The organism is uncultured Amnibacterium sp. (assembly GCF_964244015.1).
Taxonomy (GTDB): domain Bacteria; phylum Actinomycetota; class Actinomycetes; order Actinomycetales; family Microbacteriaceae; genus Amnibacterium.
The window spans coordinates 1-27,000 of record NZ_CAXTHO010000017.1 but is presented as its reverse complement, the minus strand read 5'-3'; the positions used below and the strand labels follow the sequence as shown (position 1 = coordinate 27,000).

Annotated in this window: 28 protein-coding genes and 4 tRNA genes; 25 read left to right on the top strand and 7 right to left on the bottom strand. The window is 71.5% G+C overall.

The window, feature by feature from the left end:
• Positions 1 to 4: 4 nt before the first annotated feature.
• Entirely contained in the window at positions 5 to 1,240 is a 1,236-nt protein-coding gene (locus tag ACFE67_RS03740) for an alpha/beta hydrolase (protein WP_375405531.1), read from the top strand.
• Here the strand turns inward: ACFE67_RS03740 and ACFE67_RS03735 are convergent.
• From ACFE67_RS03735 to ACFE67_RS03725, 3 genes are read right to left on the bottom strand one after another with little or no spacing between them, the layout of a single operon-like run.
• Positions 1,149 to 1,859 carry a dihydrofolate reductase family protein gene (locus ACFE67_RS03735; protein ID WP_375405530.1) on the bottom strand — a complete coding sequence of 237 codons (711 nt, stop codon included), beginning with the start codon at positions 1,857 to 1,859 and terminating at the stop codon, positions 1,149 to 1,151. The genes ACFE67_RS03740 and ACFE67_RS03735 overlap by 92 nt on opposite strands.
• Before the next feature lie 3 nt (positions 1,860 to 1,862).
• A complete protein-coding gene (locus tag ACFE67_RS03730; protein ID WP_375405529.1) occupies positions 1,863 to 2,282 on the bottom strand; it encodes a SufE family protein in 420 nt (139 codons plus the stop codon).
• The gene (locus ACFE67_RS03725; RefSeq protein WP_375405528.1) at positions 2,279 to 3,187 is read right to left on the bottom strand and encodes a sulfurtransferase; all 909 of its coding nucleotides are present in this window, start codon (positions 3,185 to 3,187) and stop codon (positions 2,279 to 2,281) included. The genes ACFE67_RS03730 and ACFE67_RS03725 overlap by 4 nt, the downstream gene beginning before the upstream one ends.
• 144 nt (positions 3,188 to 3,331) lie before the next feature.
• Here ACFE67_RS03725 and zapE point away from each other — a divergent pair, with 144 nt between their 5' ends.
• Entirely contained in the window at positions 3,332 to 4,339 is a 1,008-nt protein-coding gene (gene zapE / locus ACFE67_RS03720; RefSeq protein WP_375405527.1) for a cell division protein ZapE, read from the top strand.
• Positions 4,340 to 4,621: 282 nt separating this feature from the next.
• Positions 4,622 to 5,845, top strand: a complete 1,224-nt coding sequence (locus tag ACFE67_RS03715; protein WP_375405540.1) for an ammonium transporter — start codon at positions 4,622 to 4,624, stop codon at positions 5,843 to 5,845.
• An 84-nt stretch (positions 5,846 to 5,929) separates the two neighbouring features.
• Here ACFE67_RS03715 and ACFE67_RS03710 read toward each other — a convergent pair.
• Positions 5,930 to 6,002: transfer RNA gene (locus tag ACFE67_RS03710), tRNA-Val, on the bottom strand.
• A gap of 127 nt (positions 6,003 to 6,129) precedes the next feature.
• Between ACFE67_RS03710 and ACFE67_RS03705 the strand changes: the two genes are divergently transcribed.
• The 21 genes from ACFE67_RS03705 (at position 6,130) to ACFE67_RS03605 (ending at position 22,590) form a co-directional block, all read left to right on the top strand.
• Positions 6,130 to 6,201, top strand: a tRNA-Gly gene (locus ACFE67_RS03705).
• 62 nt (positions 6,202 to 6,263) lie between these two features.
• A tRNA-Cys gene (locus ACFE67_RS03700) sits at positions 6,264 to 6,334 on the top strand.
• Positions 6,335 to 6,359: 25 nt separating this feature from the next.
• Positions 6,360 to 6,434, top strand: a tRNA-Val gene (locus tag ACFE67_RS03695).
• A gap of 77 nt (positions 6,435 to 6,511) precedes the next feature.
• Positions 6,512 to 6,949: a DUF6855 family protein gene (locus ACFE67_RS03690; protein ID WP_375405526.1), complete on the top strand. Its 438-nt coding sequence runs from the start codon at positions 6,512 to 6,514 to the stop codon at positions 6,947 to 6,949.
• Between the two features lie 54 nt (positions 6,950 to 7,003).
• Positions 7,004 to 7,141 carry a hypothetical protein gene (locus ACFE67_RS03685; RefSeq protein WP_375405525.1) on the top strand — a complete coding sequence of 46 codons (138 nt, stop codon included), beginning with the start codon at positions 7,004 to 7,006 and terminating at the stop codon, positions 7,139 to 7,141.
• Positions 7,142 to 7,172: 31 nt separating this feature from the next.
• Positions 7,173 to 7,802, top strand: coding sequence for a hypothetical protein (locus ACFE67_RS03680; protein WP_375405524.1), 630 nt, complete (start codon positions 7,173 to 7,175; stop codon positions 7,800 to 7,802).
• Between the two features lie 163 nt (positions 7,803 to 7,965).
• Positions 7,966 to 9,978 carry a threonine--tRNA ligase gene (thrS, locus tag ACFE67_RS03675; RefSeq protein ID WP_375405523.1) on the top strand — a complete coding sequence of 671 codons (2,013 nt, stop codon included), beginning with the start codon at positions 7,966 to 7,968 and terminating at the stop codon, positions 9,976 to 9,978.
• Positions 9,975 to 10,529, top strand: a complete 555-nt coding sequence (locus ACFE67_RS03670) for an HIT domain-containing protein (protein WP_375405522.1) — start codon at positions 9,975 to 9,977, stop codon at positions 10,527 to 10,529. Before thrS ends, ACFE67_RS03670 begins: the two co-directional genes overlap by 4 nt.
• A gap of 88 nt (positions 10,530 to 10,617) precedes the next feature.
• Entirely contained in the window at positions 10,618 to 11,544 is a 927-nt protein-coding gene (pdxS, locus tag ACFE67_RS03665) for a pyridoxal 5'-phosphate synthase lyase subunit PdxS (RefSeq protein WP_375405521.1), read from the top strand.
• A 59-nt stretch (positions 11,545 to 11,603) separates the two neighbouring features.
• A complete protein-coding gene (gene pdxT / locus ACFE67_RS03660) occupies positions 11,604 to 12,125 on the top strand; it encodes a pyridoxal 5'-phosphate synthase glutaminase subunit PdxT (RefSeq protein ID WP_375405539.1) in 522 nt (173 codons plus the stop codon).
• Positions 12,126 to 12,209: 84 nt separating this feature from the next.
• Positions 12,210 to 12,818 carry a hypothetical protein gene (locus ACFE67_RS03655; RefSeq protein ID WP_375405520.1) on the top strand — a complete coding sequence of 203 codons (609 nt, stop codon included), beginning with the start codon at positions 12,210 to 12,212 and terminating at the stop codon, positions 12,816 to 12,818.
• Between the two features lie 46 nt (positions 12,819 to 12,864).
• The gene (locus tag ACFE67_RS03650) at positions 12,865 to 13,629 is read left to right on the top strand and encodes a YebC/PmpR family DNA-binding transcriptional regulator (RefSeq protein ID WP_375405519.1); all 765 of its coding nucleotides are present in this window, start codon (positions 12,865 to 12,867) and stop codon (positions 13,627 to 13,629) included.
• Positions 13,630 to 13,635: 6 nt separating this feature from the next.
• Positions 13,636 to 14,190, top strand: a complete 555-nt coding sequence (ruvC, locus tag ACFE67_RS03645) for a crossover junction endodeoxyribonuclease RuvC (RefSeq protein WP_375405518.1) — start codon at positions 13,636 to 13,638, stop codon at positions 14,188 to 14,190.
• A gap of 60 nt (positions 14,191 to 14,250) precedes the next feature.
• Positions 14,251 to 14,712 carry a hypothetical protein gene (locus ACFE67_RS03640; protein WP_375405517.1) on the top strand — a complete coding sequence of 154 codons (462 nt, stop codon included), beginning with the start codon at positions 14,251 to 14,253 and terminating at the stop codon, positions 14,710 to 14,712.
• Between the two features lie 77 nt (positions 14,713 to 14,789).
• Positions 14,790 to 15,077: a hypothetical protein gene (locus tag ACFE67_RS03635; RefSeq protein ID WP_375405516.1), complete on the top strand. Its 288-nt coding sequence runs from the start codon at positions 14,790 to 14,792 to the stop codon at positions 15,075 to 15,077.
• Positions 15,078 to 15,250: 173 nt separating this feature from the next.
• Entirely contained in the window at positions 15,251 to 15,847 is a 597-nt protein-coding gene (gene ruvA, locus ACFE67_RS03630) for a Holliday junction branch migration protein RuvA (RefSeq protein WP_375405515.1), read from the top strand.
• Positions 15,844 to 16,869: a Holliday junction branch migration DNA helicase RuvB gene (gene ruvB / locus ACFE67_RS03625; RefSeq protein WP_375405514.1), complete on the top strand. Its 1,026-nt coding sequence runs from the start codon at positions 15,844 to 15,846 to the stop codon at positions 16,867 to 16,869. Before ruvA ends, ruvB begins: the two co-directional genes overlap by 4 nt.
• A 118-nt stretch (positions 16,870 to 16,987) precedes the next feature.
• A complete protein-coding gene (gene yajC / locus ACFE67_RS03620) occupies positions 16,988 to 17,410 on the top strand; it encodes a preprotein translocase subunit YajC (RefSeq protein ID WP_375405513.1) in 423 nt (140 codons plus the stop codon).
• Between the two features lie 116 nt (positions 17,411 to 17,526).
• On the top strand, positions 17,527 to 19,227 hold the full coding sequence (gene secD / locus ACFE67_RS03615; protein WP_375405512.1) for a protein translocase subunit SecD: 1,701 nt from the start codon (positions 17,527 to 17,529) through the stop codon (positions 19,225 to 19,227).
• Entirely contained in the window at positions 19,227 to 20,273 is a 1,047-nt protein-coding gene (secF, locus tag ACFE67_RS03610) for a protein translocase subunit SecF (protein WP_375405511.1), read from the top strand. The genes secD and secF overlap by 1 nt, the downstream gene beginning before the upstream one ends.
• Before the next feature lie 55 nt (positions 20,274 to 20,328).
• Positions 20,329 to 22,590, top strand: coding sequence for a RelA/SpoT family protein (locus ACFE67_RS03605; RefSeq protein WP_375405510.1), 2,262 nt, complete (start codon positions 20,329 to 20,331; stop codon positions 22,588 to 22,590).
• A 29-nt stretch (positions 22,591 to 22,619) separates the two neighbouring features.
• Here ACFE67_RS03605 and ACFE67_RS03600 read toward each other — a convergent pair whose 3' ends face one another.
• The 3 genes from ACFE67_RS03600 to ACFE67_RS03590 all read right to left on the bottom strand — a co-directional run bounded on the left by ACFE67_RS03600 (position 22,620) and on the right by ACFE67_RS03590 (position 25,425).
• Entirely contained in the window at positions 22,620 to 23,156 is a 537-nt protein-coding gene (locus ACFE67_RS03600; RefSeq protein ID WP_375405509.1) for a hypothetical protein, read from the bottom strand.
• A gap of 132 nt (positions 23,157 to 23,288) precedes the next feature.
• Positions 23,289 to 24,464, bottom strand: coding sequence for a DUF349 domain-containing protein (locus tag ACFE67_RS03595; protein ID WP_375405538.1), 1,176 nt, complete (start codon positions 24,462 to 24,464; stop codon positions 23,289 to 23,291).
• Between the two features lie 184 nt (positions 24,465 to 24,648).
• Complete coding sequence (locus ACFE67_RS03590) at positions 24,649 to 25,425, bottom strand: peptidylprolyl isomerase (protein WP_375405508.1); 777 nt, start codon at positions 25,423 to 25,425, stop codon at positions 24,649 to 24,651.
• Between the two features lie 112 nt (positions 25,426 to 25,537).
• Here ACFE67_RS03590 and ACFE67_RS03585 point away from each other — a divergent pair, with 112 nt between their 5' ends.
• Entirely contained in the window at positions 25,538 to 26,905 is a 1,368-nt protein-coding gene (locus tag ACFE67_RS03585) for a replication-associated recombination protein A (RefSeq protein ID WP_375405507.1), read from the top strand.
• The last annotated feature ends 95 nt before the right edge of the window (positions 26,906 to 27,000 follow it).

Sequence of the window (27,000 nt, the reverse complement as noted above, 5' to 3'; positions counted from 1 at the left end):
GTCGATGGCCGGTCGCGTCGATCCGGGACGCGGGGTCGTGGCCGCAGGCCTGGTCGCGGCGGGCGCGCTCGTCACCGGCGCCCTCACCGCGCGGACCGCCAGGCGGATGGCCTCGCCGCGTCCGCAACGCGCGACGGCGGTGCGCTCGGTCGACCTCGCCGCCGGCACCGTCCGGTTCGCACCGACGCCCGACTCCCTGCTGCCCGGTCGCTACAGCTTCTGGTTCGCGGAGGGCCGAGGCCACGCCCGCGTCGGCGCCGTGCTCGGCAGCGACACCGACGGGGTCCTGCGCGAGCTGATCGGCGTCGACACCGGCGATCTGGCCTCGGCCCGAGAGGGCCGCTTCAACGGCTGGATGTACCTGACGCCGGCGGCGTTCGAGGTGCCGTTCCGCTCGGAGCGGGTGCAGACCACGCAGGGCGCCGTGCCCGCGTGGATCGTGCCCGGTGGTGACGGCACCCGGTGGGCGGTGCTCGTGCACGGGCGCTCGTCGGTGCGGCAGGAGGCGCTGCGGGCGATCCCGGCGCTGCTCGCGGCCGGCCGGACCGTGCTGCTGCCCGCCTACCGCGGCGACGGCGAGGCGCCGGACGGCGACGCGACGCGCTACGCCGTCACGGACGCGGAATGGGTCGACGTCGAGTCGGCGATCCTGCACGCGCTCGACGGCGGCGCCACGGAGGTGGTGCTCGTCGGCTGGTCGTCGGGGGCGTCGATCGTGCTCGCCACCGCGCATCGCTCGCGGGTGCGCGAGGTGATCACCGGCCTCGTGCTCGACTCACCGGTCCTCGACGGCGCGCAGGCGCTGCTCTCCAGGGGGAAGGGCGTGCCCGAGCCCGTCCGCCGCGGCGCGCTGTCGCTGCTGACCGGGCCGTGGGGTCGCCTGGTCGGTGCCGATGCGCTCGACGTCCGTCTCGGCGATCCCGCGGATCCCGCCGAGCTCGACGTGCCGGTGCTCGTGCTGCAGAGCGAGGACGACGGCGTCGCGCCGCCCGAGGTCGCGCACCGCTTCGCCGAAGCGCGGCCCGACCTCGTGCGGCTGGTGCCGTTCGTCGGCGCGCGCCACACCCGGCTCTGGAACCTCGACCCGGAGCGCTGGGAGGGTGCCGTGACAGCCTGGCTCGCGGACGACCGGTTCGCGCTCGACCGGCTCAGCGCAGGGGAGCCAGCCACCGCGAGTACAGCCGATCCGTCTCGTCGCGCAGCAGCGCGCCGAGAGTCCAGACCCCGCCCAGCGCTCTGAGCGACGGGCCGCCCCCCGCGAGCAGCGGCGCCGTCGTGAGGTCGAGCTCGTCGACGACGCCCGAGGTCACGAGCCGCCCGGCCAGCTCGGCGCCGCCCTCGCAGACGACGCGCGTCAGTCCCTCCATCGCGAGGGCGTCGACGAGCAGCGCGGGTGCCGCGCTGGGGTCGCCCCCGACGGCGACGACCTTCGCGCGGTCGCCGAGCCGCTCGCGCAGCGGGTCCGCGACGCGCTCGGGACACAGCACCAGCGCGCGACGCCCGTCCTCGGTCGGTTCCGGCAGCGCGGCGACGTCGAGGTCGCCGCGCCGCGTCGCGACCGCGAGCGCGGCGGAGCGGGGCATGCCGAGCCGCTCCGCGCGCAGGGTGCCCGCGCCGACCAGCACCACGTCGGCGGACCGGCGCAGCTCCGCGAGCAGCAGGCGGTCGATACCGCCGGTCAGGCCCTCTGAGGTGCCGTCCGACCCGGTGGTCTGGCCGCCGAGCGCGGACACCAGGTTCACCCGCACCCACGCGTCGCCCGGCCGCTCGTAGCGCGCGGCGAGCCAGGTGCGGAGGGCGTCGCGGTCGAGCTCGACCTGCTCGCCCGGCGCGGGGAGGAGGGCGTCGACGCGGTGCACCCCCTAAGCCTCCCGCAGCTGCCGCTTGATCCGCGCCAGCATCCCGCTCATCCCGCGCAGCCGCAGCGGCGACACCGCCGCGGTGAGACCGAGGGTGTCGGGGAAGTCGTCCGGCACCGCGAGCGCCTCGTCCCGGGTCAGCCCGTCGAGCCCGTGCGCGAGCACGGAGGCGAACCCCCTCGTCGTCGGGGCCTCCGGCGGGGCGGTCGCATGCACGTGCACCACGCCGCCGTCGACCTCCGCTCTGACGAAGACGGGCGCCTGGCACTCCGGCACCCGCTCGAGCAGATCGGGGGAGTCCCCGAAGCGCGCGGGCAGCGGCGGCAGGTCGTCCGCGTACTCGAGCAGCAGCAGCAGCCGCTCGCGCGGCTCGACGGCGAGGAACTCCTCCCGGATGTCCTCGAGCGAGACGGGCGCCGTCATACCGCGACGGGTGCGCTCGCAGGCACCTCGCCCGGCTGGTCGCCCTTCACGATCGGGACGCGGACCGTGCTGCCCCACTCCGTCCAGGACCCGTCGTAGTTGCGCACGTGCTGGTAGCCGAGCAGGTGCGTGAGCACGAACCACGTGTGGCTCGATCGCTCGCCGATGCGGCAGTAGGCGATGACGTCGTCGCCGGGTGTCAGCCCCGCGCCGTCCTGATAGATCGCCTCCAGGTCCGCCCTGTTCTTGAAGGTGCCGTTCTCAGCCGCCGCCTTCGCCCACGGCACGTTCTGCGCCGTCGGGATGTGACCGGCGCGCAGCGCCGACTCCTCCGGGTACTCCGGGGCGGTCGTGCGCTCGCCGGCGTACTCGAGCGGGCTGCGGACGTCGATCAGCGGCGACCCGAAGTGGCCCTGCACGTCCTCGCGGAAGGCCCGGACGGCGGTGTCGTCGCGCTCGACGACGGGGTAGGAGGTCGCGGGCCGCTCGACCCGGTCCCGCGTGACCGGGCGCTCCTCCGCGATCCACTTCGCGCGGCCGCCGTCGAGCAGCCGGACGTCCTCGTGGCCGAAGAGGGTGAACACCCAGAGCGCGTACGCGGCCCACCAGTTGCTCTTGTCGCCGTAGACGACGAGCGTCGCGTCCCGCTCGATGCCCAGCCGGCCGAAGAGCGCCGCGAACGCCTCGCCGTCGATGTAGTCGCGGGTCACGTCGTCGTTCAGGTCGGTGTGCCAGTCGATCTTCACCGCGCCCGGGATGTGGCCGCTCTCGTAGAGCAGCACGTCCTCGTCGGACTCGATGACGACGAGGCCCTCGTCACCGAGGTGCTCGGCGAGCCAGTCGGTCGAGACGATGCGCTCCGGGTGCGCGTATGCCGCGAACCGCTCGTCGTCCTGCTCCGCCATGGTTCCTCCTCGAGTGGGTCGATCGGCCGCACGGGGTGCCCGCAGTACGCTGCGACGGCCGTCCCAGCGGCTGACGAATCACGATACGCACGCAAGGTGGACCCCCGTGGCGCGAGCCGGCTTCTGTGACGTCCGGTGGCGCCGATGACGCAGCACCGCCGCCTCGCCGACACGGTGCCGCAGGTCGATCCCGCCAGGATGGCCGCCTCCCTCGTGCCGCCGCGGCAGTTCGTCGACGCCCGGCTCGAGAACTACCGCCCCGATCCCGACCACGCGTCGCAGGCGGAGGCGGTGGAGGCGGTGCGGCTGTTCGCGGCCGGCTGGGGCCCGCGCCCCGGCGGCCTGTTCAAGCGGGGACCGAAGCCGCCCGAGCGCCCGGGTCTCTACCTCGACGGCGGGTTCGGCGTCGGCAAGACCCACCTGCTCGCCGCGCTGTGGCACCTGGCCCCCGGCCGGAAGTACTTCGGCACCTTCATCGAGTACACGGCCCTGGTCGGCGCGCTCGGGTACGTGGAGGCGGTGCGGCTGCTGTCGGGGGCGTCGCTGATCGCCATCGACGAGTTCGAGCTCGACGATCCCGGCGACACCATGCTGATGTCGCGGTTCCTCGGCGAGCTGGTGGCCGGTGGGACGCGGATCGGCGCGACGTCGAACACGCCGCCGAACGCGCTCGGCGAGGGCCGGTTCGCGGCCGCCGACTTCCTGCGCGAGATCCAGGGGCTGTCCGACCGCTTCACGACGGTGCGGATCGGCGGGCTCGACTACCGGCGTCGCGACAGCGCCGAGTCCGCCGTCGCCGCGGGGAACGACGCGGTCGAGGCGCTGCCCGCATCGCCCGACACCACGGTCGACGACTTCGGTGCGCTCATCGACCACCTCGCCTCCGTGCACCCCGCGCGCTACGTGGGGCTGATGGACGGGTTGCAGACCGCCGGACTGCTCGACGTGCGGGTCCTGCCCGGACAGACGGAGGCGCTGCGGTTCGTCGCACTCGTCGACCGGCTGTACGACGCGCAGATCCGGATCGTCGCCGGTGGCGTGCCGCTCGACCGGGTCTTCGGCGACGACATGCTCGCGGGCGGCTACCGCAAGAAGTACCTGCGGGCGATCTCGCGCCTGGTCGCGATGACGCACATGGGTCCACCCGCCTGAGCGCCCTCGAGAGGCCGCTCAGGGGCCTCCGAAACACAGCGTTCACACGAACACCCGATTCGTAACACCTGCGAAACACGGGGCGATCCGGGGTGAAACCTCCCTGCACCACACTCATGTCGGATTCCTGTGCGTCGCGCTCCGCGCGCCGGTTCGACAGCCGTGCCGGTGCATGGGAAGCCTCCCTCCGCACGATTTAGAGAGGTCCTCGGCTCCATGACCCCTGTTCTGTTCGACGCGACTACGGACGCGCTGACCACCACCATCAACTCGCTGTGGCTCATGGTCGCGGCGGCACTCGTCCTGATCATGACGCCCGGTGTGGCGTTCTTCTACGGCGGCATGGTCAAGGCGAAGAGCGTCATCAGCATGATGATGATGAGCTTCGGCGCGATCGCCCTCGTCGCGGTCCTGTTCGTGCTCTACGGCTACTCCATGGCCTTCAGCCAGGGCTCCGGCTGGGCGATCGACCACGTGATCGGCAACCCGTTCGCCAGCTTCGCGCTCATCCCGCAGCTCACCTCCGGCGCCGACGGTGGCCCGGACCTCAACGCGCTGGCATTCGCCGGGTTCCAGGCGACCTTCGCCATCATCACCGTCGCGCTGATCTCGGGCGCGATCGCGGATCGCGCGAAGTTCGGCGCGTGGATGGTCTTCGCCGGCATCTGGGTGACGTTCGTCTACTTCCCGGTCGCGGCGTGGGTGTTCAACCTCGGCGACGACGGCGGCTGGATCCAGGGCTTCGGCGTGAACGACTTCGCCGGCGGGACCGCGGTGCACATCAACGCCGGAGCTGCCGCACTCGCCCTGGCGATCGTGCTCGGCCGTCGGGTCGGCTTCGCCAAGGGCATGGTCAAGCCGCACAACGTGCCGCTGACCCTGCTCGGCGCCTCGCTGCTGTGGTTCGGCTGGTTCGGGTTCAACGCCGGCTCCGAAGCGGCCGTCGACGGCGTCGCGGCGATCGCGTGGATCAACACGCTCGCCGCCCCCGCCGCTGCGACCCTCGGCTGGCTGATCGTCGAGCGCCTCAAGGACGGCAAGGCGACGTCGATCGGTGCCGCCTCCGGCGCCGTCGCCGGGCTGGTCGCCATCACCCCCGCCTGCAACATCCTGACGCCGTTCTGGGGCATGGTGCTCGGTCTGCTCGTCGGTGGCGTCTGCGCCATCGCGGTCGACCTGAAATGGCGCCTCGGCTTCGACGACTCGCTCGACGTGGTGGGCATCCACTTCGTCGGCGGCTGGATCGGCACGATGTTCATCGGTCTGTTCGGCAACGGCCGCGGCCTCTTCTTCGGCTTCGGCCCGGCGTCGCTCGGACAGCAGTTCGTCGGCGCGGCGACCGTGACCGTCTTCTCCTTCTTCTCGGCCGCAGCACTCGGCTGGATCATCCAGAAGACGATCGGCTTCCGCATCACCAGCGAGGACGAGGTCGCCGGGGTCGACACGACGGTGCACGGCGAGGAGGGCTACCTGCTCGGCGAGCCCGAGGCGGCCGTCAGGGCGTAGATGCTCATCGTGTGTCGTCCGACGCGAGAGCGCGGACGGCCATGACGAAGGCCCTGCTCCCATGGGGAGCAGGGCCTTCCGCGGTGGGCGATGCCGGACTCGAACCGACGACCTCTTCGGTGTGAACGAAGCGCGCTACCAGCTGCGCCAATCGCCCGCGGCTGCCCATGATGCCACAGCCGCGGACCCGCCCAGGAGGGCCTTCCCGCCCCGAAGGGGCGTGTCGCGCGGTTCGCGAGGCCATCGCCGATCGGCTACAGTCATTGGCGCCCCGCGAGGGGCATGCGGATGTGGCGCAGTGGTAGCGCATCACCTTGCCAAGGTGAGGGTCGCGAGTTCGAATCTCGTCATCCGCTCGGTGGGACCAGCCGGACCCCGGCAGGCCGACCGGTCCGACCACGGTGGTTCCGACAACACTGGTGGGGTGGCCGAGAGGCGAGGCAACGGCCTGCAAAGCCGTGTACGCGGGTTCGAATCCCGTCCCCACCTCGAACGGAAGCGACGCTTCCGATTCGGGCGATTGGCGCAGTGGTAGCGCGCTTCCCTGACACGGAAGAGGTCACTGGTTCGAACCCAGTATCGCCCACCACGAGAACCCCGGCTCCGGCGGGGCGGTTTCTCGTCCGGGCTCTGGTGCCGGGCGTGCTGCAGGGCCACACTGCAGCCGTGGCAGCAGGTACCGAGCACGATCCCTGGCAGCTGGCGACGGCGCCGGGATCCTCGAACTACACGATGTACGTCGACGACGACGAGCTCGTCTGCGTGGTCGGGTCGACGACGCTGCGGTATCGCGCGCGGGCGATCGACGATCTGACGGCGTGGCTCGGTGAGCGCGCCGACTGGGTCGCGCTCGGCGCGGCAGACGAGCAGAAGGCCGCCGCCGAGGGATCCGTGGAGGCGTGGGGTCGCTCCGAGAGCAACCCGGTCGGCGGCTGGTACGGCCTCCGGAAGGGCTACCGCGGCCGCTTCGGCATGTACCTGCCTCCGCTGCTGGAGGCGCTGGGACGCGTCGAGCTGACGCATGACGCCCGGAACAACCGGGTCCGAGCGCTCGCCGCTCCGCTCCCCCCGACCGCGACGTCGTCGTCTCCCGCGTCGACGTGAACGCCCTCCATCGCGACCACGACTCCTGACTGCTCACCCCGAACGATGGGCCACGTGACGTCCCGGACGACCTCGCCGCCGTTCGTGAACGCCTCGCTGGACGACCGCACGACCGGATCGGTCATCCTGGTGGACGCGTCGACGAACCGGACGGTCGACGCCGCCGTCCTCACGGACGCGCACGGCGGCTGATCGCCCGGTCGCGACGGTCGGAGGGGGAACGATGGCGGAGCGCATCCCGGACGACACGACCGGTGCGGTCCGCATCTATCGCGCCATCGAGGAGGAGGCGGGCGAGGGCCTGCTGCTCGCCGAGTACGCGACCCGGATGCGGCTGAAGAACCGGATCATCATCGACACCGTCACGGCGCAGGGCTCGGTCGACCCCGAGGCGTGGGCCGACGAGGTGCGGCTGGTCCTGGGCGGGCTGCGGGTCGAGGCGGAGGGCTCCGCCAGACGGATGGAGCAGGAGGCCCAGGTCGCGAAGCTGACCGGCGGCAGCGCGGTGCACCAGCACGACTACCGCGCCTCCGACGCCGACAACCTGGACCGCCGACGCCGCGTCTACCGGCTCGTCGCCCGGCGCCTCCTCAGCTGGGAGAACGACGGATCCCAGGTCGCCGCGCTGCTCGAGGCGGCGAGGCTGGACGCGCAGGAGGAGATCGACGCCGCGCTCACCCGAGCGGTCTCGGGCGACCCCGTCACGCACATCGAGGACGAGGGGCGCCTCCGCGAGCGACTCCGCCTGATCGCGACGGTCGACCTGCCCGCCCTCGAGGCCGCGGTCCGCGGCGAGTCCGGCCTGATCCCGGTCCCGAAGCCGCGCACCTGGTGGCAGCGCCGCCGCCGCTGACGGGACCCGCTCCACTCCGCAGAGCCCCCGCAGCCGGGTAGTCAGCCGAGTCGGGAGACGTCGGCGGCGGGCCCGTAGGCTCTGACGACCGAATCCACCCGAGGAGGACCGCACCGTGAGCGTCACCGAACCCCCCGTCCCGCAGCCCGGCGAAGGGCCTGCGGTGACCACGGGACGGACGCTCTTCGGAGCCGACCGGGACGTCGTCGCGGCGCGGGTCGACGGCGCGGTCCAGGACCTCGACCGGCCGATTCCCGCCGGTGCGAAGGCCGAGCCCGTGACCATCGGCTCGCCCGACGGACTCGCGATCCTGCGGCACTCGACCGCCCACGTGCTGGCGCAGGCCGTGCAGCGGATCAACCCCGAGGCGCGCCTCGGCATCGGTCCGCCCATCACGGACGGCTTCTACTACGACTTCGACGTCGAGCAGGCGTTCACCCCGGAGGACCTGAAGGCGCTGACGAAGGAGATGGAGCGCATCCAGCGCTCCGGCCAGCGCTTCGAGCGTCGGGTCGTCACGGACGCGGAGGCGCGCGAGCTGTTCGCGGCCGAGCCCTACAAGCTCGAGCTCGTCGGCCTGAAGGGTGGCGCCTCCGACGCGTCCGACGAGGCCGTCGAGGTCGGAGCGGGCGACCTCACCGTGTACGCCAACGTCGACCGGCAGAGCGGCGAGGTCGTCTGGCAGGACCTCTGCCGCGGGCCGCACCTGCCGAACACCGGCCTGATCAAGAACGGCTGGGCCCTCACCCGCGTCGCGGCCGCCTATTGGCGCGGGTCGGAGAAGAACCCGCAGCTGCAGCGCATCTACGGCACCGCGTGGCCGTCGAAGGACGAGCTGCGCGACTACCGGCACCGCATCGAGGAGGCCGCGAAGCGCGACCACCGCAAGCTCGGCGCGGAACTCGACCTGTTCAGCTTCCCGGACGAGATCGGGTCCGGCCTCGCGGTGTTCCACCCGAAGGGCGGGATCGTCCGGCAGGAGATGGAGGACTACTCCCGCCGCCGGCACACCGAGGCCGGCTACTCCTTCGTGAACTCGCCTCACATCACGAAGGGGAACCTGTTCCAGACCTCCGGGCACCTGCAGTGGTTCGCGGACGGCATGTTCCCCCCGATGCACCTCGACGAGGAGGTGGATGCGGAGGGCAACATCGTCAAGGCCGGGCAGGACTACTACCTGAAGCCGATGAACTGCCCGTTCCACAACCTGATCTTCCGCGCGCGCGGACGCAGCTACCGCGAGCTGCCGCTCCGGCTGTTCGAGTTCGGCTCGGTCTACCGCTATGAGAAGTCGGGCAGCCTGCAGGGCCTCACCCGCGTGCGCGGCCTGACCCAGGACGACGCCCACCTGTACGTCACGCCCGAGCAGCTGAAGCCGGAGCTGACGCGCACCCTCCAGTTCGTGCTCGACCTGCTGCGCGACTACGGCCTCGACGACTTCTACCTCGAGCTCTCCACCCGCGACGACGGGCCGAAGTTCATGGGCGCCGACGAGCTCTGGGAGACCGCGACCGCGACCCTGGCGGAGGTCGCCACGGAGTCGGGGCTGCGGCTCGAGCCCGACCCGGGCGGCGCGGCGTTCTACGGCCCCAAGATCTCGGTGCAGGCGAAGGACGCGATCGGCCGCACCTGGCAGCTGTCGACGATCCAGATCGACTTCAACCAGCCCGAGCGGTTCGGGCTGGAGTACACCGCGGCCGACGGCACGAAGCAGCAGCCGATCATGATCCACCGGGCCCTGTTCGGGTCGATCGAGCGGTTCTTCGCGGTGCTGCTCGAGCACTACGCGGGCGCGTTCCCGGCCTGGCTGTCGCCCGTGCAGGTCGTCGGCATCCCGGTCGCCGACGAGTACGCGGGCCACCTCGCCGGCGTGCTGGACCGCCTCCGCGCGAAGGGGGTCAGGGCCGAGCTCGACGGCTCCGACGACCGGATGCAGAAGAAGATCCGCACCCACACGCTCGAGCACGTGCCGTTCCTGCTGATCGCGGGGGAGCAGGACCGCGACGCCGGCGCGATCAGCTTTCGGTTCCGCGACGGCACGACCCGCAACGGCGTGCCGGTCGACGAGGCGATCGCGCTGATCACCGGAGCGATCGGGGCTCGGCTGCAGGTGTCGACGGCGAGCGACCTCGAGCCCGGTGGAGGCGCCGGCGCCGCAGCCGTCGGAGCCGTGTGAGCGACTCCGCGAAGCGCGTGGACGACGCGGTCGGCATCCCGGACGCGTATCAGCGCCTGTGGGTCCCGCACCGCATGGCCTACATCTCGTCGAACCACACGGGCGGGAACGCCGGAGGGGCGGAGGACGACTCCTGCCCGTTCTGCGAGGCCCCGAAGCGGACCGACGAGGAGGCGCTGATCGTGCACCGGGGCGAGCACGCCTACGTGCTGCTCAACCTCTTCCCCTACAACGCCGGCCACCTGCTCGTCTGCCCCTACCGCCACGTGCCGCTGTACGACGAGGCGACGGAGGAGGAGGCGGGCGAGATCGCCGCGCTCACCCAGACCGCGATGCGCGTGCTGCGAGCCGATTCCCGCTGCGACGGCTTCAACATCGGCATGAACCAGGGCGCGATCGCCGGCGCGGGCGTCGCGGCGCACCTCCACCAGCACATCGTGCCGAGGTGGGCCGCGGACGCCAACTTCTTCCCGATCATCGGGGCCACGAAGGCCCTGCCGGTGCTGCTCGGCGACACCTGGCGATCGCTCACGGGGGCGTGGCCCGCCTGACCGATACCCCGGAAGACCCCGTCAGACACGCAGGACCACGACGGCGGGTAGAATTCGGGACTGCATTCGATCCCGGACAGGACCCCTCATGACGGACACGCTCAACCCGACCATCTCCTCCGGCTCGGACGACCCCGGAACCGGGACGGCCAGGGTCAAGCGCGGCCTCGCCGAGATGCTCAAGGGCGGCGTGATCATGGACGTCGTCACCCGTGAGCAGGCGCGGATCGCCGAGGACGCGGGAGCCGTCGCGGTGATGGCGCTCGAGCGCGTACCCGCCGACATCCGCGCCCAGGGCGGCGTCGCCCGGATGAGCGACCCCGACCTGATCGCCGGGATCGTCGACGAGGTGTCGATCCCCGTGATGGCGAAGGCGCGCATCGGTCACTTCGTCGAGGCGCAGGTGCTGCAGCACCTCGGCGTCGACTACATCGACGAGTCCGAGGTCCTGTCGCCCGCCGACTACGTGAACCACATCGACAAGTGGAGGTTCACCTCCCCGTTCGTCTGCGGTGCGACGAACCTGGGCGAGGCCCTCCGGCGCATCACCGAGGGTGCGGCGATGATCCGCTCGAAGGGCGAGGCCGGCACCGGCGACGTGTCCGAGGCGACGAAGCACATCCGCACGATCCGCGGCGAGATCGCCGCGCTGAAGGCGAAGTCGCCCGACGAGCTGTACGTCGCGGCGAAGGAGCTGCAGGCGCCCTACGACCTGGTCGTCGAGGTCGCCCGCCTCGGCACGCTGCCCGTGGTGCTCTTCACCGCCGGCGGCGTCGCGACGCCCGCCGACGCGGCGATGATGATGCAGCTCGGGGCGGACGGCGTCTTCGTCGGCTCCGGCATCTTCAAGTCGGGCGACCCGGCCGCGCGCGCGAAGGCGATCGTGAAGGCGACGACGTTCTACGACGACCCGGAGGAGATCGCGAACGCGTCCCGCGGGCTCGGCGAGGCGATGGTCGGCATCAACGTCGCGGACGTGCCCGCGCCGCACCGGCTCGCCGAACGCGGCTGGTGAGACCGGCTCCGACGGTCGGGGTCCTCGCGCTCCAGGGCGACTTCCGCGAGCACCTGGCGATGCTCACGGCGCTCGGGGCCGATGCGGTCCCGGTGCGCCGCGAGCGCGAGCTGGACCGGATCGCCGGGCTCGTCATCCCGGGCGGCGAGTCCACGGTGATGGACAAGCTCTCCCGGGCGTTCGGGCTGCGGGAGCCCCTTCGTGCGCGCATCGCCGCCGGGATGCCGGTGTACGGCACGTGTGCTGGGCTGATCATGCTGAGCGACCGCGTGCTCGATGCGCTGCCGGATCAGCAGACGCTCGGCGGGCTCGATGTGACGGTGCGGCGCAACGCCTTCGGGAACCAGACCGACTCGTTCGAGACGGATCTCGACGTCGCCCTGTTCGACGGCCCGCCGGTGCACGCGGCGTTCATCCGCGCTCCCGTGGTGGAGGAGGTCGGGCCGGCAGCGGAGGCGATCTCGGTGCTCGACGACGGCCGGGTCGTCGCGGTCCGGCAGGGCACCCTGCTCGGCACCTCCTTCCATCCGGAGATCACGGGCGAGACGCGCTTCCACGAGTACTTCCTGACCCTGCTCTGAGCAGCTGACGCGTGTTCGCGGATCAGGGGATCCTGCGGCGGAGCCGCGCAGGATCCCCTGATCCGCGAACACCACACTTGGCGGGTGAAGCTCTACTCGGACTTCGGCGTGCGTCGCGTGTACCAGGTGCTCGGCGACCTCGCGGCGGTCGCGGTGGTCGTCGTCGGCATCGTCGTCGCGGTCGCCATCCACGACGCGATCGCGGCGTTCAAGGGCATCGGCGCCGACGTGACGAGGTCCGGCGACGACTTCTCGTCCACGATGACCGACATCGGCAGCAGGCTGTCCGGGGTTCCGCTGATCGGCGGCGGGATCAGCGCCCCGTTCGCGACCGCGAGCGATGCCGGCGGCACCCTCGCCGATGCGGGGACGAACTGGCAGAACGGCGTCGAGCATCTCGCGACCCTCGTCGGGTGGACGGTCGCGGCGCTCGTCGTCCTCGTGGTGCTGGTCGGGTGGGTGCGCCCTCGCGTGGTCGGCGCCATCCGGCGCGCGGCGATCGCGAAGCTCGCCTCCGCCTCTCCGTCGCTGGACCTGCTGGCGCTCCGCGCGCTGGCGACCCGGCCGGCGAAGGCGGTCACGAGACTCGATGAGGACGTGGTCGCGGCCTGGCGCAGGGGGGACCCGGAGGTGATCAGGCGGCTCGCGGCGCTCGAGCTGAAGGCATCAGGAGTCCGGCTGTCCGAATCGTGAGGACGGGCCGGTACGATCTGTCCCGGTATTTCGGCAGGAGGCGCACGTGTCCGGACACTCCAAGTGGGCGACCACCAAGCATCAGAAGGCGATCAAGGACCAGCGGCGGGCGAAGTCGTTCGCGAAGCTGATCAAGAACATCGAGGTCGCCGCCAAGATGGGCGGCGCCGACTTCTCCGGCAACCCCACCCTCGTCGACGCGGTGCAGAAGGCGAAGAAGACCTCGGTGCCGAACGAGAACATCGACCGCGCGGTGAAGCGCGGGGCCGGGCTGCTCGGCGAGGTCGTGCAGTACGACACGATCATGTACGAGGGCTACGGCCCGAGCGGCGTCGCCCTGCTGATCGAGTGCCTGACCGACAACCGCAACCGTGCGGCCGCCGAGGTGCGCACGATCATGAGCCGCAACGGCGGCCAGATGGGTGACCCGGGCAGCGTCGCCTACAACTTCAGCCGCAAGGGCGTCATCCGGGTCGCGAAGGTCGACGGGCTCAGCGAGGACGACGTGCTCCTCGCGGTCCTCGACGCGGGCGGCGAGGACGTCGCGCAGCGCGGTGACGAGTTCGAGGTCGTCACCGACCCCTCCGACCTCGTCGCCGCGCGGACCGCGCTGCAGAGCGCCGGAATCGATTACGAGTCCGCGGACAGCGAGTTCGTCCCGGGCGTCAGCATCGAGATCGACGACATGGACGTCGCGAAGAAGATCCTGAAGCTGGTCGACGCGCTCGAGGAGAGCGACGACGTGCAGAACGTGTTCGCCAACTTCGACCTCTCCGACGGGGTCGCCGCCGCGCTCGACGAGGACGAGTAGCCCGGCGTGCGGGTCCTCGGGGTCGACCCGGGCCTGACCCGCTGCGGGGTCGGCGTGGTCGACGTCGCGCCGAACCGCACCGCGAAGCTGGTGCACGTGGAGGTGCTGCGGACGCCCTCGGATCAGGCGCTCGAGCTTCGGCTGCTGCACATCGGGCGCGGGCTCGCGGCGCTGTTCGACTCCTACCGGCCCGACGCGTTCGCGATCGAGCGGGTCTTCGCCCAGCAGAACGTGCCGAGCGTGATGGGGGTCGCGCAGATCAGCGGGGTCGCCCTGTATCTCGCGGCGGAGCGCGGCCTCCCCGTCGGCCTCCACACGCCGAGCGAGGTGAAGGCCGCGGTCACCGGCTACGGCAACGCGGACAAGCGGCAGGTGACGACCATGGTGACCCGGCTGCTCGGCCTCGAGGCGGCCCCGAAGCCGGCGGACGCCGCGGATGCGATCGCGATCGCGCTCTGCCACGCCTGGCGGCAGGCGCCCGTGCCGACCGCGGCCGGGGCGACGATGACGCCCGCACAACGGGCCTGGCAGCAGGCGGAGGCGTCGGCCAAGCGTCGCTGAGCACGCTGGCCGCTGCGCCGAAAGTGGCTCTGAACAGGGGACTCGCCGTACAGTGCGCGGATGCTCGCCATCCGTCGCGCCCTCGTCGGGCTCATCGCGATCGGCGTGGTCGCCGCCGCGGTGCTCGCCTTCGTCACCTTCCGCGAAGAGCCCTCTGCGGCCTCCGACAGCGCATCGCCGCGGTCCGCGGTGATCGCGAATTCGATGGCCTCCGCCGGCGCACCTGCGTCGTTCAGGAACCGTCCCACGTTCCGCTCGTGCGGCGAGGTCGTGCTGGCGCAGGGAGTCCGCATCCCGCAGGCGCGGATCCGATGCCTCGCCGCCGCACCCGCCGAGGGGCGTGAACTCGTGATCGCGTCCCCGACGACGGAGGGCGACCCGATCGTCCGCTACTACCGGACCGGGCCGGATCTCGACGGTGTCGAGATCGTCGAGGACGCGACGCGGGACCGGTTCGGCGGCGGCTGGCACCGATCCCTCTGCCGATCGGGCCGCATCGACCAGACCGGCGCCTGCGCCTGATCGTCTCGCGCAGCGCCTCCGGTCTGCGGCCGCACAATGGAGCCGAGGCGCGCGGGGCGCCGAAGGGGAGTGCTGTCATGCCGTCGTACCGGGTCGTGCTCACCGTCGGACGGGTGCACCCCGGCGGGAACGCGCAGGCCGTGCTGCCGGCCGCGGTGACCGCGGTGGGGGAGCTGACGACCGTGGAGGCGAAGTCCGTCGGCGTCCGCCAGGGGCGGGCGGAGGCGACCGTCCGGTTCGAGGCGTCCGGCGACGACATCGCGAAGCAGATCGCACCCGTCGCGGCGCAGGGCGCGGGCGTGCACGCCGAGATCCTCGACATCGCCCTCCGCCGCCAGAACGGCACCCGCTGGCCGCTGGTCTGAGCGCTCCCACACTCGTATCGGTGCCGAGCACTCTCCGTTTTGTAGGAAGGTCCGTCCTACAAAACGGTGAGTCGACGTGGTGAAGGGCGCCGGAACGGTGCAGTCGAAGTCGTGTTCGAGCCGACCCGTGTTGCGGCGCCCGGATGTCGGAGGGTCCGCCTAGCCTCGGAGCCATGATCGCGTCGCTCAGGGGGTCCGTGCTCGAGGCGCTCGGGTCGACCCTCGTGGTCGACGTCCAGGGGGTCGGCTACGCGGTCACCGTCACGCCCGATCACGCGCTCTCCGTCCGGTCGGGGGAGGAGGTGCTCATCCACACCGCGATGGTGGTCCGCGAGGACGACATGTCGCTGTTCGGCTTCCCGGATCGCGAGCGGCTCGAGGTGTTCGACCTCCTCCGCGGCGTCACCGGCGTGGGCCCCAAATCCGCCATGGGCGTGCTGGCCGCGCTGACACCGGAGGAGATCGCCTCCGCCGTCACCAACGACGAGGATGCGGTGTTCCGCCGCGTCTCGGGGATCGGACCCAAGACGGCGAAGCTGATCGTGCTCTCGCTCACCGGCAAGCTGATTGCGGTCCGGACCAGCGCGGTCTCGAGGCGCCCCGCCGCCAGGGGCGCCGACGTGCTCATCGCGCTGGTCGGGCTCGGCTACCAGGAGCGCGCCGCGCAGGCTGCGCTCGACACCGTGCTGGCCGAGCGCCCCGAGGAGCGGCAGACGGCCGTGCTCCTCCGCGCCGCGCTGTCCGCGCTCGGGCCGCAGGCGGTCCGGTGAGCGCCGTCGATCCCGGCCCGCAGTCGGATGCGGAGCTCGCGTTCGAAGGAGCGCTCCGCCCGAAGTCCCTCTCCGAGTTCGTCGGCCAGGCGAACGTGCGCAAGCAGCTGCAGGTCCTGCTGCAGGCCGCGGCGATGCAGCACCGCACGCCCGACCACATCCTGCTCGCGGGTCCGCCGGGGCTCGGCAAGACCACGCTGGCGATGATCGTCGCGGAGGAGTCGAACCGGCCGCTGCGGATGTCGAGCGGCCCGGCGATCCAGCACGCCGGCGACCTCGCCGCGGTGCTCTCCTCCCTGACCCCGGGCGAGGTCCTGTTCATCGACGAGATCCATCGCATGGCGCGTCCCGCGGAGGAGATGCTGTACCTGGCGATGGAGGACTTCCGCATCGACATCATGGTCGGGAAAGGCGCGGGCGCCACCTCCATCCCGCTCGACCTCGCACCCTTCACGCTGGTCGGTGCGACGACGCGGTCGGGGCTGCTGCCGAATCCGCTCCGCGACCGGTTCGGCTTCACCGCGAACCTCGAGTTCTATGCGACCCACGAGCTCGAGCAGGTGCTGCTGCGGGCCGCGACTCTGCTCGATCTGCAGGTGCAGCCGCCCGCGCTGCGCGAGATCGCGAGCCGGAGCCGAGGCACCCCTCGCATCGCGAACCGCTTGCTGCGCCGTGTCCGCGACTGGGCACTGGTGCACGGCGGAATCGCGGACAACGCCGCCGTGCAGGCTGCGCTCGATCTGTACGACGTCGATGAGGATGGCCTGGATCGACTCGACCGGGCCGTGCTCGGCGCGATCATCGAGCGCTTCGACGGGGGTCCGGTCGGTCTCAGCACCCTCGCCGCGAGCGTGGGGGAGGAGCAGGACACCATCGAATCCGTCGTCGAGCCCTTCCTCGTCCGCATGGGCCTGCTGTCCAGGACACCCCGCGGACGCATCGCCACATCGACCGCCTGGCGTCGGTTCGGGAAGACGCCGACGGCGCCCGGCGCCCCCGCGCTGTTCGACGAGCCGGTATGATGCCGGGCTGAGCACCGGGCGGGATTCGCATCCCGTCGCGACGCCGAGCAGGCCCGCCTCATCGTGGCACCGCGCCGGTCCGCGCCCTGCCGGCCGCCGTCACCCGAAAGGCTTCCGCATGGACGCGAACACCACACAGCTTCTGTTCTTCGGCGTGATCATCGTCGTGATCATCGCCCTGATGTTCCGCAACGGCCGCAAGCGCCAGCGGACCGCCGCCGAGATGACGGCCGGCCTCCGCCCGGGCGCGGAGATCATGACCTCCGGCGGCATCTTCGGCACGATCACCGCGATCGACGAGGACGAGAGCAAGATCACGCTGCGCACCGGACCGACCTCGGAGATCACCATCCACCGCCAGGCGATCGGCAGGATCGTGACGCCGGTGGCGGACGACGGCACCGTCCTGAACGGCGAGCCCGTCGTGCTGGAGGACGCCGCCGCCGACCCGACGTTCGGCGAGCGCGTCGACCTGTCGAAGCCGGAGCCCGGCACCGCGCGACCCACCGACAGCGCGGCCTCGAAGGGCGTGAGCGAGTAGCCCGTACCATTGCCCGGCCCGCTCCTGCTCAGGACACGGTGCCGCGCCGTCCGGGCCGTCGCGCCCTGGCGCACTGACGAACGCCTCGACCCCGAAAGGCCTCTGTGCCGAGTCCCGTGACCCCGAAGCACCGCGCGCGGCGCGCGCTGATCGGCCTCGTCGTCGTGATCCTCGCCGGTGTCGCCCTGAACCTCGTGGGCGTGCTCGTCGCACCGGGCAGCACGTTCGCCGTGAAGTCGCAGTCGCTGCTGCCGAAGCTCGGCCTCGACCTCGAGGGCGGGACGCAGATCATCCTGCAGGCCGCGACCGAGGGCGGCAAGCAGCCGACGCAGGACCAGCTCGACCAGTCGGTGACGATCATCCGGCAGCGCGCCGCCGCCGGCGGCAGTCCCGACGCCCAGATCTCGACGCAGGGCGGGCAGTTCATCGTCGTCTCGCTGCCGGGTACGCCCTCGCAGGCGACGATCAACAGCGTGCGCGAGAGCGCGCGGATGGACTTCCGGCCGGTGCTGCTCACCACAGCGGCGCCCGACGCCTCCGCCGGAACCGGTGACACGCCCTACACACCGCCCGCCTCCCTCGCGAACACGCCGAGCGCGAAGCCGACGAACGGCAGCGATCTCTCCCAGGTCACCCCCTACCTGCAGAACCTCTACGACAACTTCAACTGCGCCGCCGATACCGACCCCGGCGCGGCCGATGCCGACAAGCCGCTCGTCACGTGCCAGGACGACCGCAGCGCGAAGTACCTGCTCGGCCCCGTGGAGGTTCCCGGCACGAACATCTCGGACGCGACCGCGGGCCTGGCGACCAACTCGCAGGGTGCGTCGACGGGAGCCTGGGTGGTCAACCTCACGTTCAACGGCACGGGTACGACCCAGTTCGCGACCATCTCCGAGCGGCTCGTGAAGCTGACCGGCACCGTACAGAACCAGTTCGCGATCACCCTCGACGGCAGGGTCATCTCCGCCCCGACGATGAACGCGGCGATCACCAACGGCAAGGCGGAGATCTCCGGCAACTTCACCGAGGACAGCTCCAAGCGGCTCGCCGGGCAGCTGAAGTTCGGCGCGCTGCCCGTCAACTTCACCGTGCAGAGCCAGAACACGATCTCCGCGACGCTCGGCTCGTCCCAGCTGCTCGCCGGCCTCATCGCGGGCCTGATCGGCCTGATCCTGGTGTTCGGCTACGCGGTGTTCCAGTACCGCGCGCTCGCCTCCGTCGTGCTCGCGAGCCTCGGGATGTCGGCGGTCCTGACATTCATCGTGCTCGACTTCCTCTCCTGGCGGGAGGGGTACCGGCTGTCCCTCGCGGGCGTCACCGGCATCATCGTGTCGATCGGCATCACCGCCGATTCGTTCATCGTCTACTTCGAGCGCATCCGCGACGAGCTGCGGGAGGGCCGGACCCTCGAGGGCGCGGTCGAGACCGGCTGGCGCCGCGCACGCCGCACGGTCCTCGCCTCCGACGCGGTGAACCTGCTGGCCGCCGGCGTGCTGTTCGCCCTCGCGGTGGGCGACGTGCAGGGCTTCGCCCTCACCCTCGGCCTGTCCACTTTGATCGACGTCCTGGTCGTGACGCTGTTCACCCACCCGATGCTGCAACTGCTCGCCCGCCGGCCGTTCTTCGCCGACGGCCACGCCTTCTCCGGCCTCGACCCGCGGGCGCTCGGCGCCGTCTATCGCGGCCGCGGCCGGTTCCGCGATCCGGCGATCGCCGGAGCGGGGACGAGAAGCGCCGGGGAGGCGCTGCGGCGGCAGACGATCGCCGAACGGAAAGCGGCCGAGTCGGGTTCCGACAGGAAGGCTCGCAGCTGATGGCCAACGGACTCACGCGATTCGGCAACGACCTCTACACGGGGAAACGGTCGGTCGACTTCATCAAGCGCCGGCGCATCTGGTACGGCGTCTCCGGCATCGCGGTCGTCCTCGCGCTCGTCCTCCCGCTGCTGGTGCTGCCGATCTTCGACCGCGGCTTCCACTTCGGCATCGAGTTCACCGGCGGATCGCAGTTCACGGTCTCGCAGTCGCGCGAGGACGTCGACGACACGAGCATCGCGAAGGACGCCGTGCAGTCCATCACCGGGGCCGACGTCGAGCCCGTCGTGACGGTCGTCGGCGGCCGGGCCGTGCAGGTGCAGACCACGCAGCTCGATACGAAGGCCGGCAGCACGACGAACAGCGATGCGGTCGCGGCGGCGCTCGCGAAGGCGTACGACGTTCCCCCGAGCGACGTCACGTCGTCTTTCATCGGCCCGACGTGGGGCGCCGACATCTCCGGCGGCGCCATCCGTGCGCTGATCATCTTCCTGGTGCTCGTCGCCGTCGTGATGGCGGTGTACTTCCGCACCTGGAAGATGTCGGTGGCGGGCATCGTCTCGCTGGTGCACGACCTGATCATCACGGCCGGTGTCTACGGCATCGTCGGGTTCGAGATCACGCCGGCCGCGGTGATCGGCTTCCTCACGATCCTCGGCTACTCGCTCTACGACACCGTGGTGGTGTTCGACAAGATCCGCGAGAACACCTCCCAGATGACCGACCGGTCGACCCGGACGTTCGCCGAGACGGTGAACCTCGCCGTCAACCAGACGCTCGTGCGGTCGATCAACACGTCGGTCGTGGGCCTGCTGCCGATCGCGTCGATCCTCTTCATCGGCACGACGCTGCTCGGTGCGGGCACGCTGCGCGACATCTCGCTCGCGCTGTTCATCGGCATCATCGTCGGCACGTACTCGACGATCTTCGTCGCGGCTCCGCTCTACACGGACCTGCGCTCCACCGAGCCCGCGATCAAGCTGCAGGCGCGCCGCGCGCTGACCGCGCGCCGTCCTGAGGCTGTCGAAGGAAGCGCCCGGGTCTGAGCGGGAAGTGCGCCGCGGACCTGGGTGTTAGCCTCCACGAGGCGGGAGGTGGGGAGTGACCGAGACCCGGGATGCGGCTCCGACCACGGCCTCGCTGCGCCGTCGAGTGCCCCGACTCTTCTCGCGTGCCCAGCCGGTCGACGCCGTCGACATCCTGATCAAGACCGTCCGGCAGCACCATCCGAGGTCCGACACGGGCGTGATCGAGCGGGCGTACACCGCCGCCGAACGCGCGCATCGCGGCCAGATGCGCAAGAGCGGCGAGCCGTACATCACCCACCCGGTGGCGGTGTCGCAGATCCTGGCCGAGCTCGGGATCGGACCGCGCGGCGTCGCGGCGGCCCTCCTCCACGACACCGTCGAGGACACCGAGTACACGCTCGACGAGGTGCGCGCCGACTTCGGTGACGAGGTCGCCCTGCTGGTCGACGGTGTCACGAAGCTCGACAAGCTGAAATACGGCGACTCCGCGCAGGCGGAGACGGTCCGCAAGATGGTCATCGCGATGTCGAAGGACCTCAGGGTCCTGATCATCAAGCTGGCCGACCGCCTCCACAACGCCCGCACCTGGGGCTTCGTGCCCGCCGAGAGCGCGCAGCGCAAGGCGAAGGAGACGCTCGAGATCTACGCGCCCCTCGCGCACCGGCTCGGTATCCAGACCATCAAGCTCGAGCTCGAGGACCTGTCGTTCGCGGTCCTCTACCCGAAGCTCTATCTCGAGATCGAGTCCCTGGTCCGCACGCGCACGCCGCTGCGGGAGGAGTTCGTCGCCCAGGTGACGGAGCAGGTCACGGAGGACCTGAAGGCGTCGAAGATCAAGGGCCGCGTCGTCGGCCGGCCGAAGCAGTACTACTCGATCTACCAGAAGATGATCGTGCGGGGTCGCGAGTTCGACGAGATCTACGACCTCACCGGCATCCGTGTGCTGGTCGAGTCCGTCCGCGACTGCTACGCCGTGCTCGGCTCGATCCACGCCAGGTGGACGCCGGTGCCCGGGCGCTTCAAGGACTACATCGCGACGCCGAAGTTCAACCTCTACCAGTCCCTCCACACCACCGTGCTGGGCCCGGAAGGGCGCGCGGTCGAGATCCAGATCCGCACGCACGAGATGCATCAGCGGGCCGAGTTCGGTGTCGCGGCGCACTGGAAGTACAAGGAGCAGGTCGCCGGGCGGTCCGACGGCTCTCCGGCGGCGGGCGACGAGGACATGGCGTGGCTCGCCCACCTCTCCGACTGGGAGAGCGAGACCGCGGACCCGCAGGAGTTCCTCGAGGGCCTGCGCTTCGAGATCGGTGCGAAGGAGGTCTACGTCTTCACCCCCAAGGGGAAGGTGATCGGCCTGCCCGCCGGTGCGACCCCGGTCGACTTCGCCTACGCCGTGCACACCGACGTCGGGCACCGGACCATGGGTGCCAAGGTCAACGGGCGCCTCGTGCCGCTCGAGTCGACCCTCGCCTCCGGTGATGTCGTCGAGGTGTTCACCTCGAAGAACCCGGACTCGGGCCCGTCGAAGGACTGGCTGCAGTTCGTCCGCAGCCCGCGCGCCCGCACGAAGATCCGCCAGTGGTTCACCAAGGAGCGCCGCGACGAGGCGGTCGAGCAGGGCAAGGACGCGATCGCTCGCGCGATGCGCAAGCAGAACCTGCCGCTGACGAAGCTGATGAACCAGGACGTGCTGCTCGGCATCGCGACCTCGATGCGGTACGAGGACGTCTCCGCCCTGTACGCCGCCGTCGGCGAGGGCCACGTCTCGACGCAGTCGATCATCGAACGCGTCCTCGCGCAGGTGCAGGACGCGCAGGAGGCCGACGAGCAGGAGTTCCAGGCCCCCACCACCGGCGGTCGCCGGCGGGCGATCAGGGCGAGCGACTCCGGGGTGCTCGTGCGCGGTGCGCCCGACATCCTGGTGAAGCTCGCGAAGTGCTGCACGCCGGTGCCCGGCGACGACATCGTCGGATTCGTCACGCGCGGCTCGGGCGTCTCGGTGCATCGCACGGACTGCAACAACGTCACGGCGCTGCAGCGCGAGCCCGAGCGGATCCTCGAGGTCGAGTGGGCGCCGACGTCGAAGAGCGTCTTCCTGGTGCAGATCCAGGTGGAGGCGCTCGACCGCTCCGGGCTGCTGTCCGACGTCACGCGGGTGCTCTCCGAGCACCACGTGAACATCCTGTCGGCGACCGTATCCACCTCCTCCGACCGCCTCGCGCTCAGCCGCTTCGTGTTCGAGATGGGCGACACCACGCACCTCGACCGTGTCCTGAACGCGGTCCGCCGCATCGAGGCCGTCTACGACGTCTACCGGGTCAGCGCCGGCTGACGGTTTCGTCTCGAGATCGTCCGCGGGGCTCACGCCGGCAGCGCCGCCAGGCGGTCGATGCCACGCTGCTTGTGGGGCGCGCCGAGCTGCAGCTGAGCCAGCGCTGCAGCGATCGCGGGCGTGAGGCCGGCGATCCGGAGGAGCGCGGCGGCGACCTCCTCGGCCGCGCCGGTCCCGTCGAGGCGGACCAGGTCGTACGCCGTCTTCAGCGGCGACGTGACCAGGACGCCGCCGAGACGTTCGGTGTCGTCGGACCGGAAGTGCGCCTCGCGGGGGGCGGGTGAGATGAGCTTGGTCCGTCGTGACGCCCGGACATCCACGGCCAGCGACAGCGGCAGCGGCAGCACCTCGACGACGCCGTGCACCCACGCCGCCGACCACAGCTCGGCCACGAGGTCGTGCCGGGCCGTCGCCCCGGCGAGCGACGCCGCCCGGACCACCGGGCCGTCGGGTACGTCCACCGGCGCGACGGTCAGCCCGACCGCGCGGCACTCCCCGTCGAGGAGCAGCACCGATCGCTCCGTCTCGGAGAACAGCGCAGGATCGAGGGCCGGGGCGAGTCGCACCGGTGCAGTGTCGCCGAGCGACGACCGGTGTCGCACGCCGCGGCCGCCGGTTGTGGAGAACCCGGCCTGTGGAGGAGCCCTTCGAGGGCCGCAGGAGGGTGCACTCAGCGCGACCTGATCAGCGCGACTCGATCAGCGCAGAGCGTCGAGCCAGGTGCGACGGGCGTTCAGGGCGTCCTGCGCGTCCGTGATCCGTCGGGCGTCGCCGGCCGCCCGAGCGTTCTCCAGCTCGGTCTCGAGTTTGGCGATCGCCGCGGTCAGCTGGGAGGACAGGCCGTCGGACCGTGCCCTGGTCTCGGGGTTCGTCCTGCGCCAGTGGTCCTGCTCCAGCGACGCGACGTGCTGCTCGACCGCGCGGAGCCGGTCCTCCACGTGCCGGATCTGATCACGCGGCACCTTGCCCGCTGCGTCCCAGCGGCGCTGGATCGAGGTGAGCCGGGTCCTGGCCGACGGCGCGTCCGTCGCGGTGAGCAGCGGCTCGGCTTCGGTGAGCAGCGCGAGCTTCGCCTCCAGGTTGCCGCCGAGCTCGACGTCCTGCTCGGCCTGCACCTGCGCCTTGGCGGAGTACACCGCGTCACCGGCTGCACGGAACCGTGCCCAGAGGGCGTCGTCGACGCGCTTGCCCGCGCGCCCGGCGAGCTTCCACTCGTCGAGCAGCGACCGGTAGGTGCCGATCGCGTCGGTGGAACCCGCGAGTGCCTCCGCCTTGGCGACGATCCGCTCCTTCTGCTCGCGAGCGCTGCCCTGCGACGCGTCCAGCTCGGAGAAGTAGGCGCGGCGCTGCGTGTCGATGGACGAGCGCGCGTCGCGGAACCGCTTCCACAGGTCGTTCGCCTCGCCCTTCGGCAGGCGGGCGCCGGTCTTCTGCGCCTCCTGCCAGCGGTTGAAGAGCGCATCGATGGCCTGGCTGGTCGCCTTCCACTGCACGGTGGCGGGGTCGCGCCCGGCGAGGGCCTCGACCTCCTCGACGATGGCGACGCGATCGGCCCTCGCCCGCTCGACCTCCGCCTTGTGCTCCTCCGACTTCTGCGCCGTCAGGTCCTCGACGGTGCCGGTCAGCGCAGCGACGCGGTTGCGGAGCGCTTGCAGATCGCCGACCGCCGACGGCGTCTCGAGCGCCTCGGCGAGCCGGCGGACGGCCCGGGCGACATCGGCCGGGGGAGCGCCCCGCCGGGCGCGCTGCTCGAGCAGCCCGACCTGGCTGGCAAGGTCCGCGTACTTGCGCTCGTAGTAGCCGATCGCCTCGTCGGGTGTCGCGTCGGGGTACTCGCCGACCTGGCGTTCGTCATCGTGGTCCCGGACGAACACGACTCCGTGCTCGTCGACGCGACCCCATGGGTGTGCCGAACGGTCTTGATCGGAGGGTCGGTCGGCCACCTCGGCCGCCGATCCGGTCTCGGGCGTGGTCACAGCGCTCACCTCGATGCCAGAGGGTACTGCACCGGGCGGAACGGACGGCCCCTCGGCGGCGTCCGTCACCGCGCGGCCGCCGTCACTGCACCGCGATGTCGCCGATGGAGGTCGCGACCTTCGGCGGACCGTCGGTCGGGCTCGTGCCGCCGGCCGCCACGCCCGTGCTCGTGATCGCCGTCTTCAGCGCCGACAGCCCGCCGGTGACCTTCCCGAAGACCGTGTAGCCGGGGGCCGGCAGCTTCGACTCCTTGTAGACGATGAAGAACTGGCTGCCCTGGCTGTCCTCGGCGGTGCCCCGCGCCATCGCGATCGTGCCGGCCGGGTAGACGCCGTCCTTCGGCACGTTCTCGAGCGGGCCGAAGGTGTAGCCGGGGCCGCCGGAGCCGTCGCCGGCCGGGTCGCCGCACTGCAGCACGAAGATGCCGGAGGTGGTCAGCCGGTGGCAGCTGAGACCCGCGTAGAACTCGGACCGGGCCAGCTCGACGAAGTTCGCGACGGCCTGCGGGGCCTTCGTGCCGGCGAGCGAGATCGACAGCTTCGTCGTGTTCAGCGTCATCGTGCCGGTCCACGTGCGGTTCTCGGAGAGCGACGACGGCGGCAGCGTGCGGGTCGCCGTCGGCGTGGGTGACGCGGAGGAGGACTTCGCCGGCGTCGGCATGCCGGGACCTGCCACGAAGTAGCCGACCTGCGCGGTCGTCGCGAGTGCGATGACGACCACGAAGACGATCACGGCCACGAGGTCGTCGCGGCGTCGGCGGCGACCGCGTTCGAGGTGCACCTGCTGCCGGATCGAGTAGGAGCGGACGCGCTTGCGCGCCTCGCGTCCCGCCTTCTCCCGCGCACCGCGACCCGCCACGCCCGCCTCCTCCCGTGCCCGGCCAGCGGGCGACGACCTGCATCGTAGAAGAGGGCGGGGACGCCGGTCAGCGGCGCGCAGGCTGTCGGAGCGCGTGCATAGGGTGACGAGCATGGAGGTGCGGACCGCTCTGCGGCAGGGACCGGTGCCGCTCGCGGTGCGGATGCGGCCGACCTCGCTCGACGACGTCGCCGGCCAGTCGCACCTGCTGCGGCCGGGTTCTCCGCTGCGTCGCCTGGCGTCGCCCGACGGGACGAGCGGCGCCGTCTCGGTGATCCTGTGGGGCCCGCCCGGCACCGGCAAGACCACGCTCGCGCAGGCGGTCGCGCACAGCTCCGGTCGCCGGTTCGTCGAGCTGTCCGCGGTCACCGCGGGCGTCAAGGACGTCCGCAGCGTGATGGAGAAGGCCCGCGAGCAGGCCGATCTCTACGGCGTCTCGACCGTGCTGTTCCTCGACGAGATCCACCGCTTCTCGAAGGCGCAGCAGGACGCCCTGCTGCCCGGGGTCGAGAACGGCTGGGTCACCTTGATCGCCGCGACGACCGAGAACCCGTCGTTCTCGGTCGTCGCGCCGCTGCTGTCGCGCTCGCTGCTGCTGACCCTGCAGCCCTTGACGGAGGAGGACCTGGGCGTCCTCGTCGACCGGGCGGTGGAGGACCCGCGCGGGCTGTCCGGCCGCTTCCGGCTCGCACCCGAGGCGCGCTCGGCGCTGGTACGGCTCGCCTCCGGGGACGCCCGGCGGGCGCTCACGGCGCTGGAGGCGTCCTCGACGCTCGCCGCGGACGACGACGGCATCGAGCAGGGCGCCGAGGCGCCCGAGATCACGGAGGAGCTGGTCGCGACCGCGGTCGATCGCGCGCTGCTGCGCTACGACCGCGACGGGGACGAGCACTACGACGTCATCAGCGCGTTCATCAAGTCGGTCCGCGGCAGCGACGTCGACGCCTCCGTGCACTACCTGGCCCGGATGATCGAGGCGGGGGAGGACCCGCGCTTCATCGCCCGCAGGATCATCGTGCTCGCCGCCGAGGACGTCGGTATGGCCGACCCGCAGGCGCTGCCGCTCGCGATCGCGGCGGCCGACGCCGTGCAGTTCATCGGCATGCCGGAGGGGCGCATCCCGCTGGCCGAGGCGGTCGTCTACCTGGCGCTCGCCCCCAAGTCGAACGCGTCCTACTTGGCGATCGACGCCGCGCTCGCCGACGTGCGCGCGGGCCGCATCGGCCGGGTCCCCGTCCACCTCCGCGACGCGCATTACGCGGGGGCGAAGCGGCTCGGCCACGGTCAGGGCTACCGCTACGCGCACGACGGTGAGCACGGCGTCGTCGAGCAGCAGTACCCGCCCGACGAGCTGGTGGGCCGCGACTACTACCGACCCACCGGCAACGGCTTCGAGCGCGACACGTCGGCCCGCGTCGACCGCCTCCGCAAGCGCGTGCGCGGTGTCCAGGACGAGTCTCCCGATCCTTCAGCAGGCTGATCCAGCACCTCGGCAGGCCGTGCGCGCTGCAGCAGGCCGACGAGGCGCTTCCCGGCCTGCCGGGGTGCGCGCAGCCTGCCGAAGCGCGGGGGCCG

What these genes read in the sequence shown, in the direction of transcription:
- ACFE67_RS03740 (WP_375405531.1), top strand. Translation starts at nt 5, where the DNA reads ATGGCCGGTCGCGTCGATCCGGGACGCGGGGTCGTGGCCGCAGGCCTG.
- ACFE67_RS03730 (WP_375405529.1), bottom strand. Translation starts at nt 2,282, where the DNA reads ATGACGGCGCCCGTCTCGCTCGAGGACATCCGGGAGGAGTTCCTCGCC.
- ACFE67_RS03725 (WP_375405528.1), bottom strand. Translation starts at nt 3,187, where the DNA reads ATGGCGGAGCAGGACGACGAGCGGTTCGCGGCATACGCGCACCCGGAG.
- zapE (WP_375405527.1), top strand. Translation starts at nt 3,332, where the DNA reads ATGACGCAGCACCGCCGCCTCGCCGACACGGTGCCGCAGGTCGATCCC.
- ACFE67_RS03715 (WP_375405540.1), top strand. Translation starts at nt 4,622, where the DNA reads ATGGTCGCGGCGGCACTCGTCCTGATCATGACGCCCGGTGTGGCGTTC.
- ACFE67_RS03680 (WP_375405524.1), top strand. Translation starts at nt 7,173, where the DNA reads ATGGCGGAGCGCATCCCGGACGACACGACCGGTGCGGTCCGCATCTAT.
- pdxS (WP_375405521.1), top strand. Translation starts at nt 10,618, where the DNA reads ATGACGGACACGCTCAACCCGACCATCTCCTCCGGCTCGGACGACCCC.
- pdxT (WP_375405539.1), top strand. Translation starts at nt 11,604, where the DNA reads ATGCTCACGGCGCTCGGGGCCGATGCGGTCCCGGTGCGCCGCGAGCGC.
- ACFE67_RS03640 (WP_375405517.1), top strand. Translation starts at nt 14,251, where the DNA reads ATGCTCGCCATCCGTCGCGCCCTCGTCGGGCTCATCGCGATCGGCGTG.
- ACFE67_RS03635 (WP_375405516.1), top strand. Translation starts at nt 14,790, where the DNA reads ATGCCGTCGTACCGGGTCGTGCTCACCGTCGGACGGGTGCACCCCGGC.
- ruvA (WP_375405515.1), top strand. Translation starts at nt 15,251, where the DNA reads ATGATCGCGTCGCTCAGGGGGTCCGTGCTCGAGGCGCTCGGGTCGACC.
- yajC (WP_375405513.1), top strand. Translation starts at nt 16,988, where the DNA reads ATGGACGCGAACACCACACAGCTTCTGTTCTTCGGCGTGATCATCGTC.
- secF (WP_375405511.1), top strand. Translation starts at nt 19,227, where the DNA reads ATGGCCAACGGACTCACGCGATTCGGCAACGACCTCTACACGGGGAAA.
- ACFE67_RS03585 (WP_375405507.1), top strand. Translation starts at nt 25,538, where the DNA reads ATGGAGGTGCGGACCGCTCTGCGGCAGGGACCGGTGCCGCTCGCGGTG.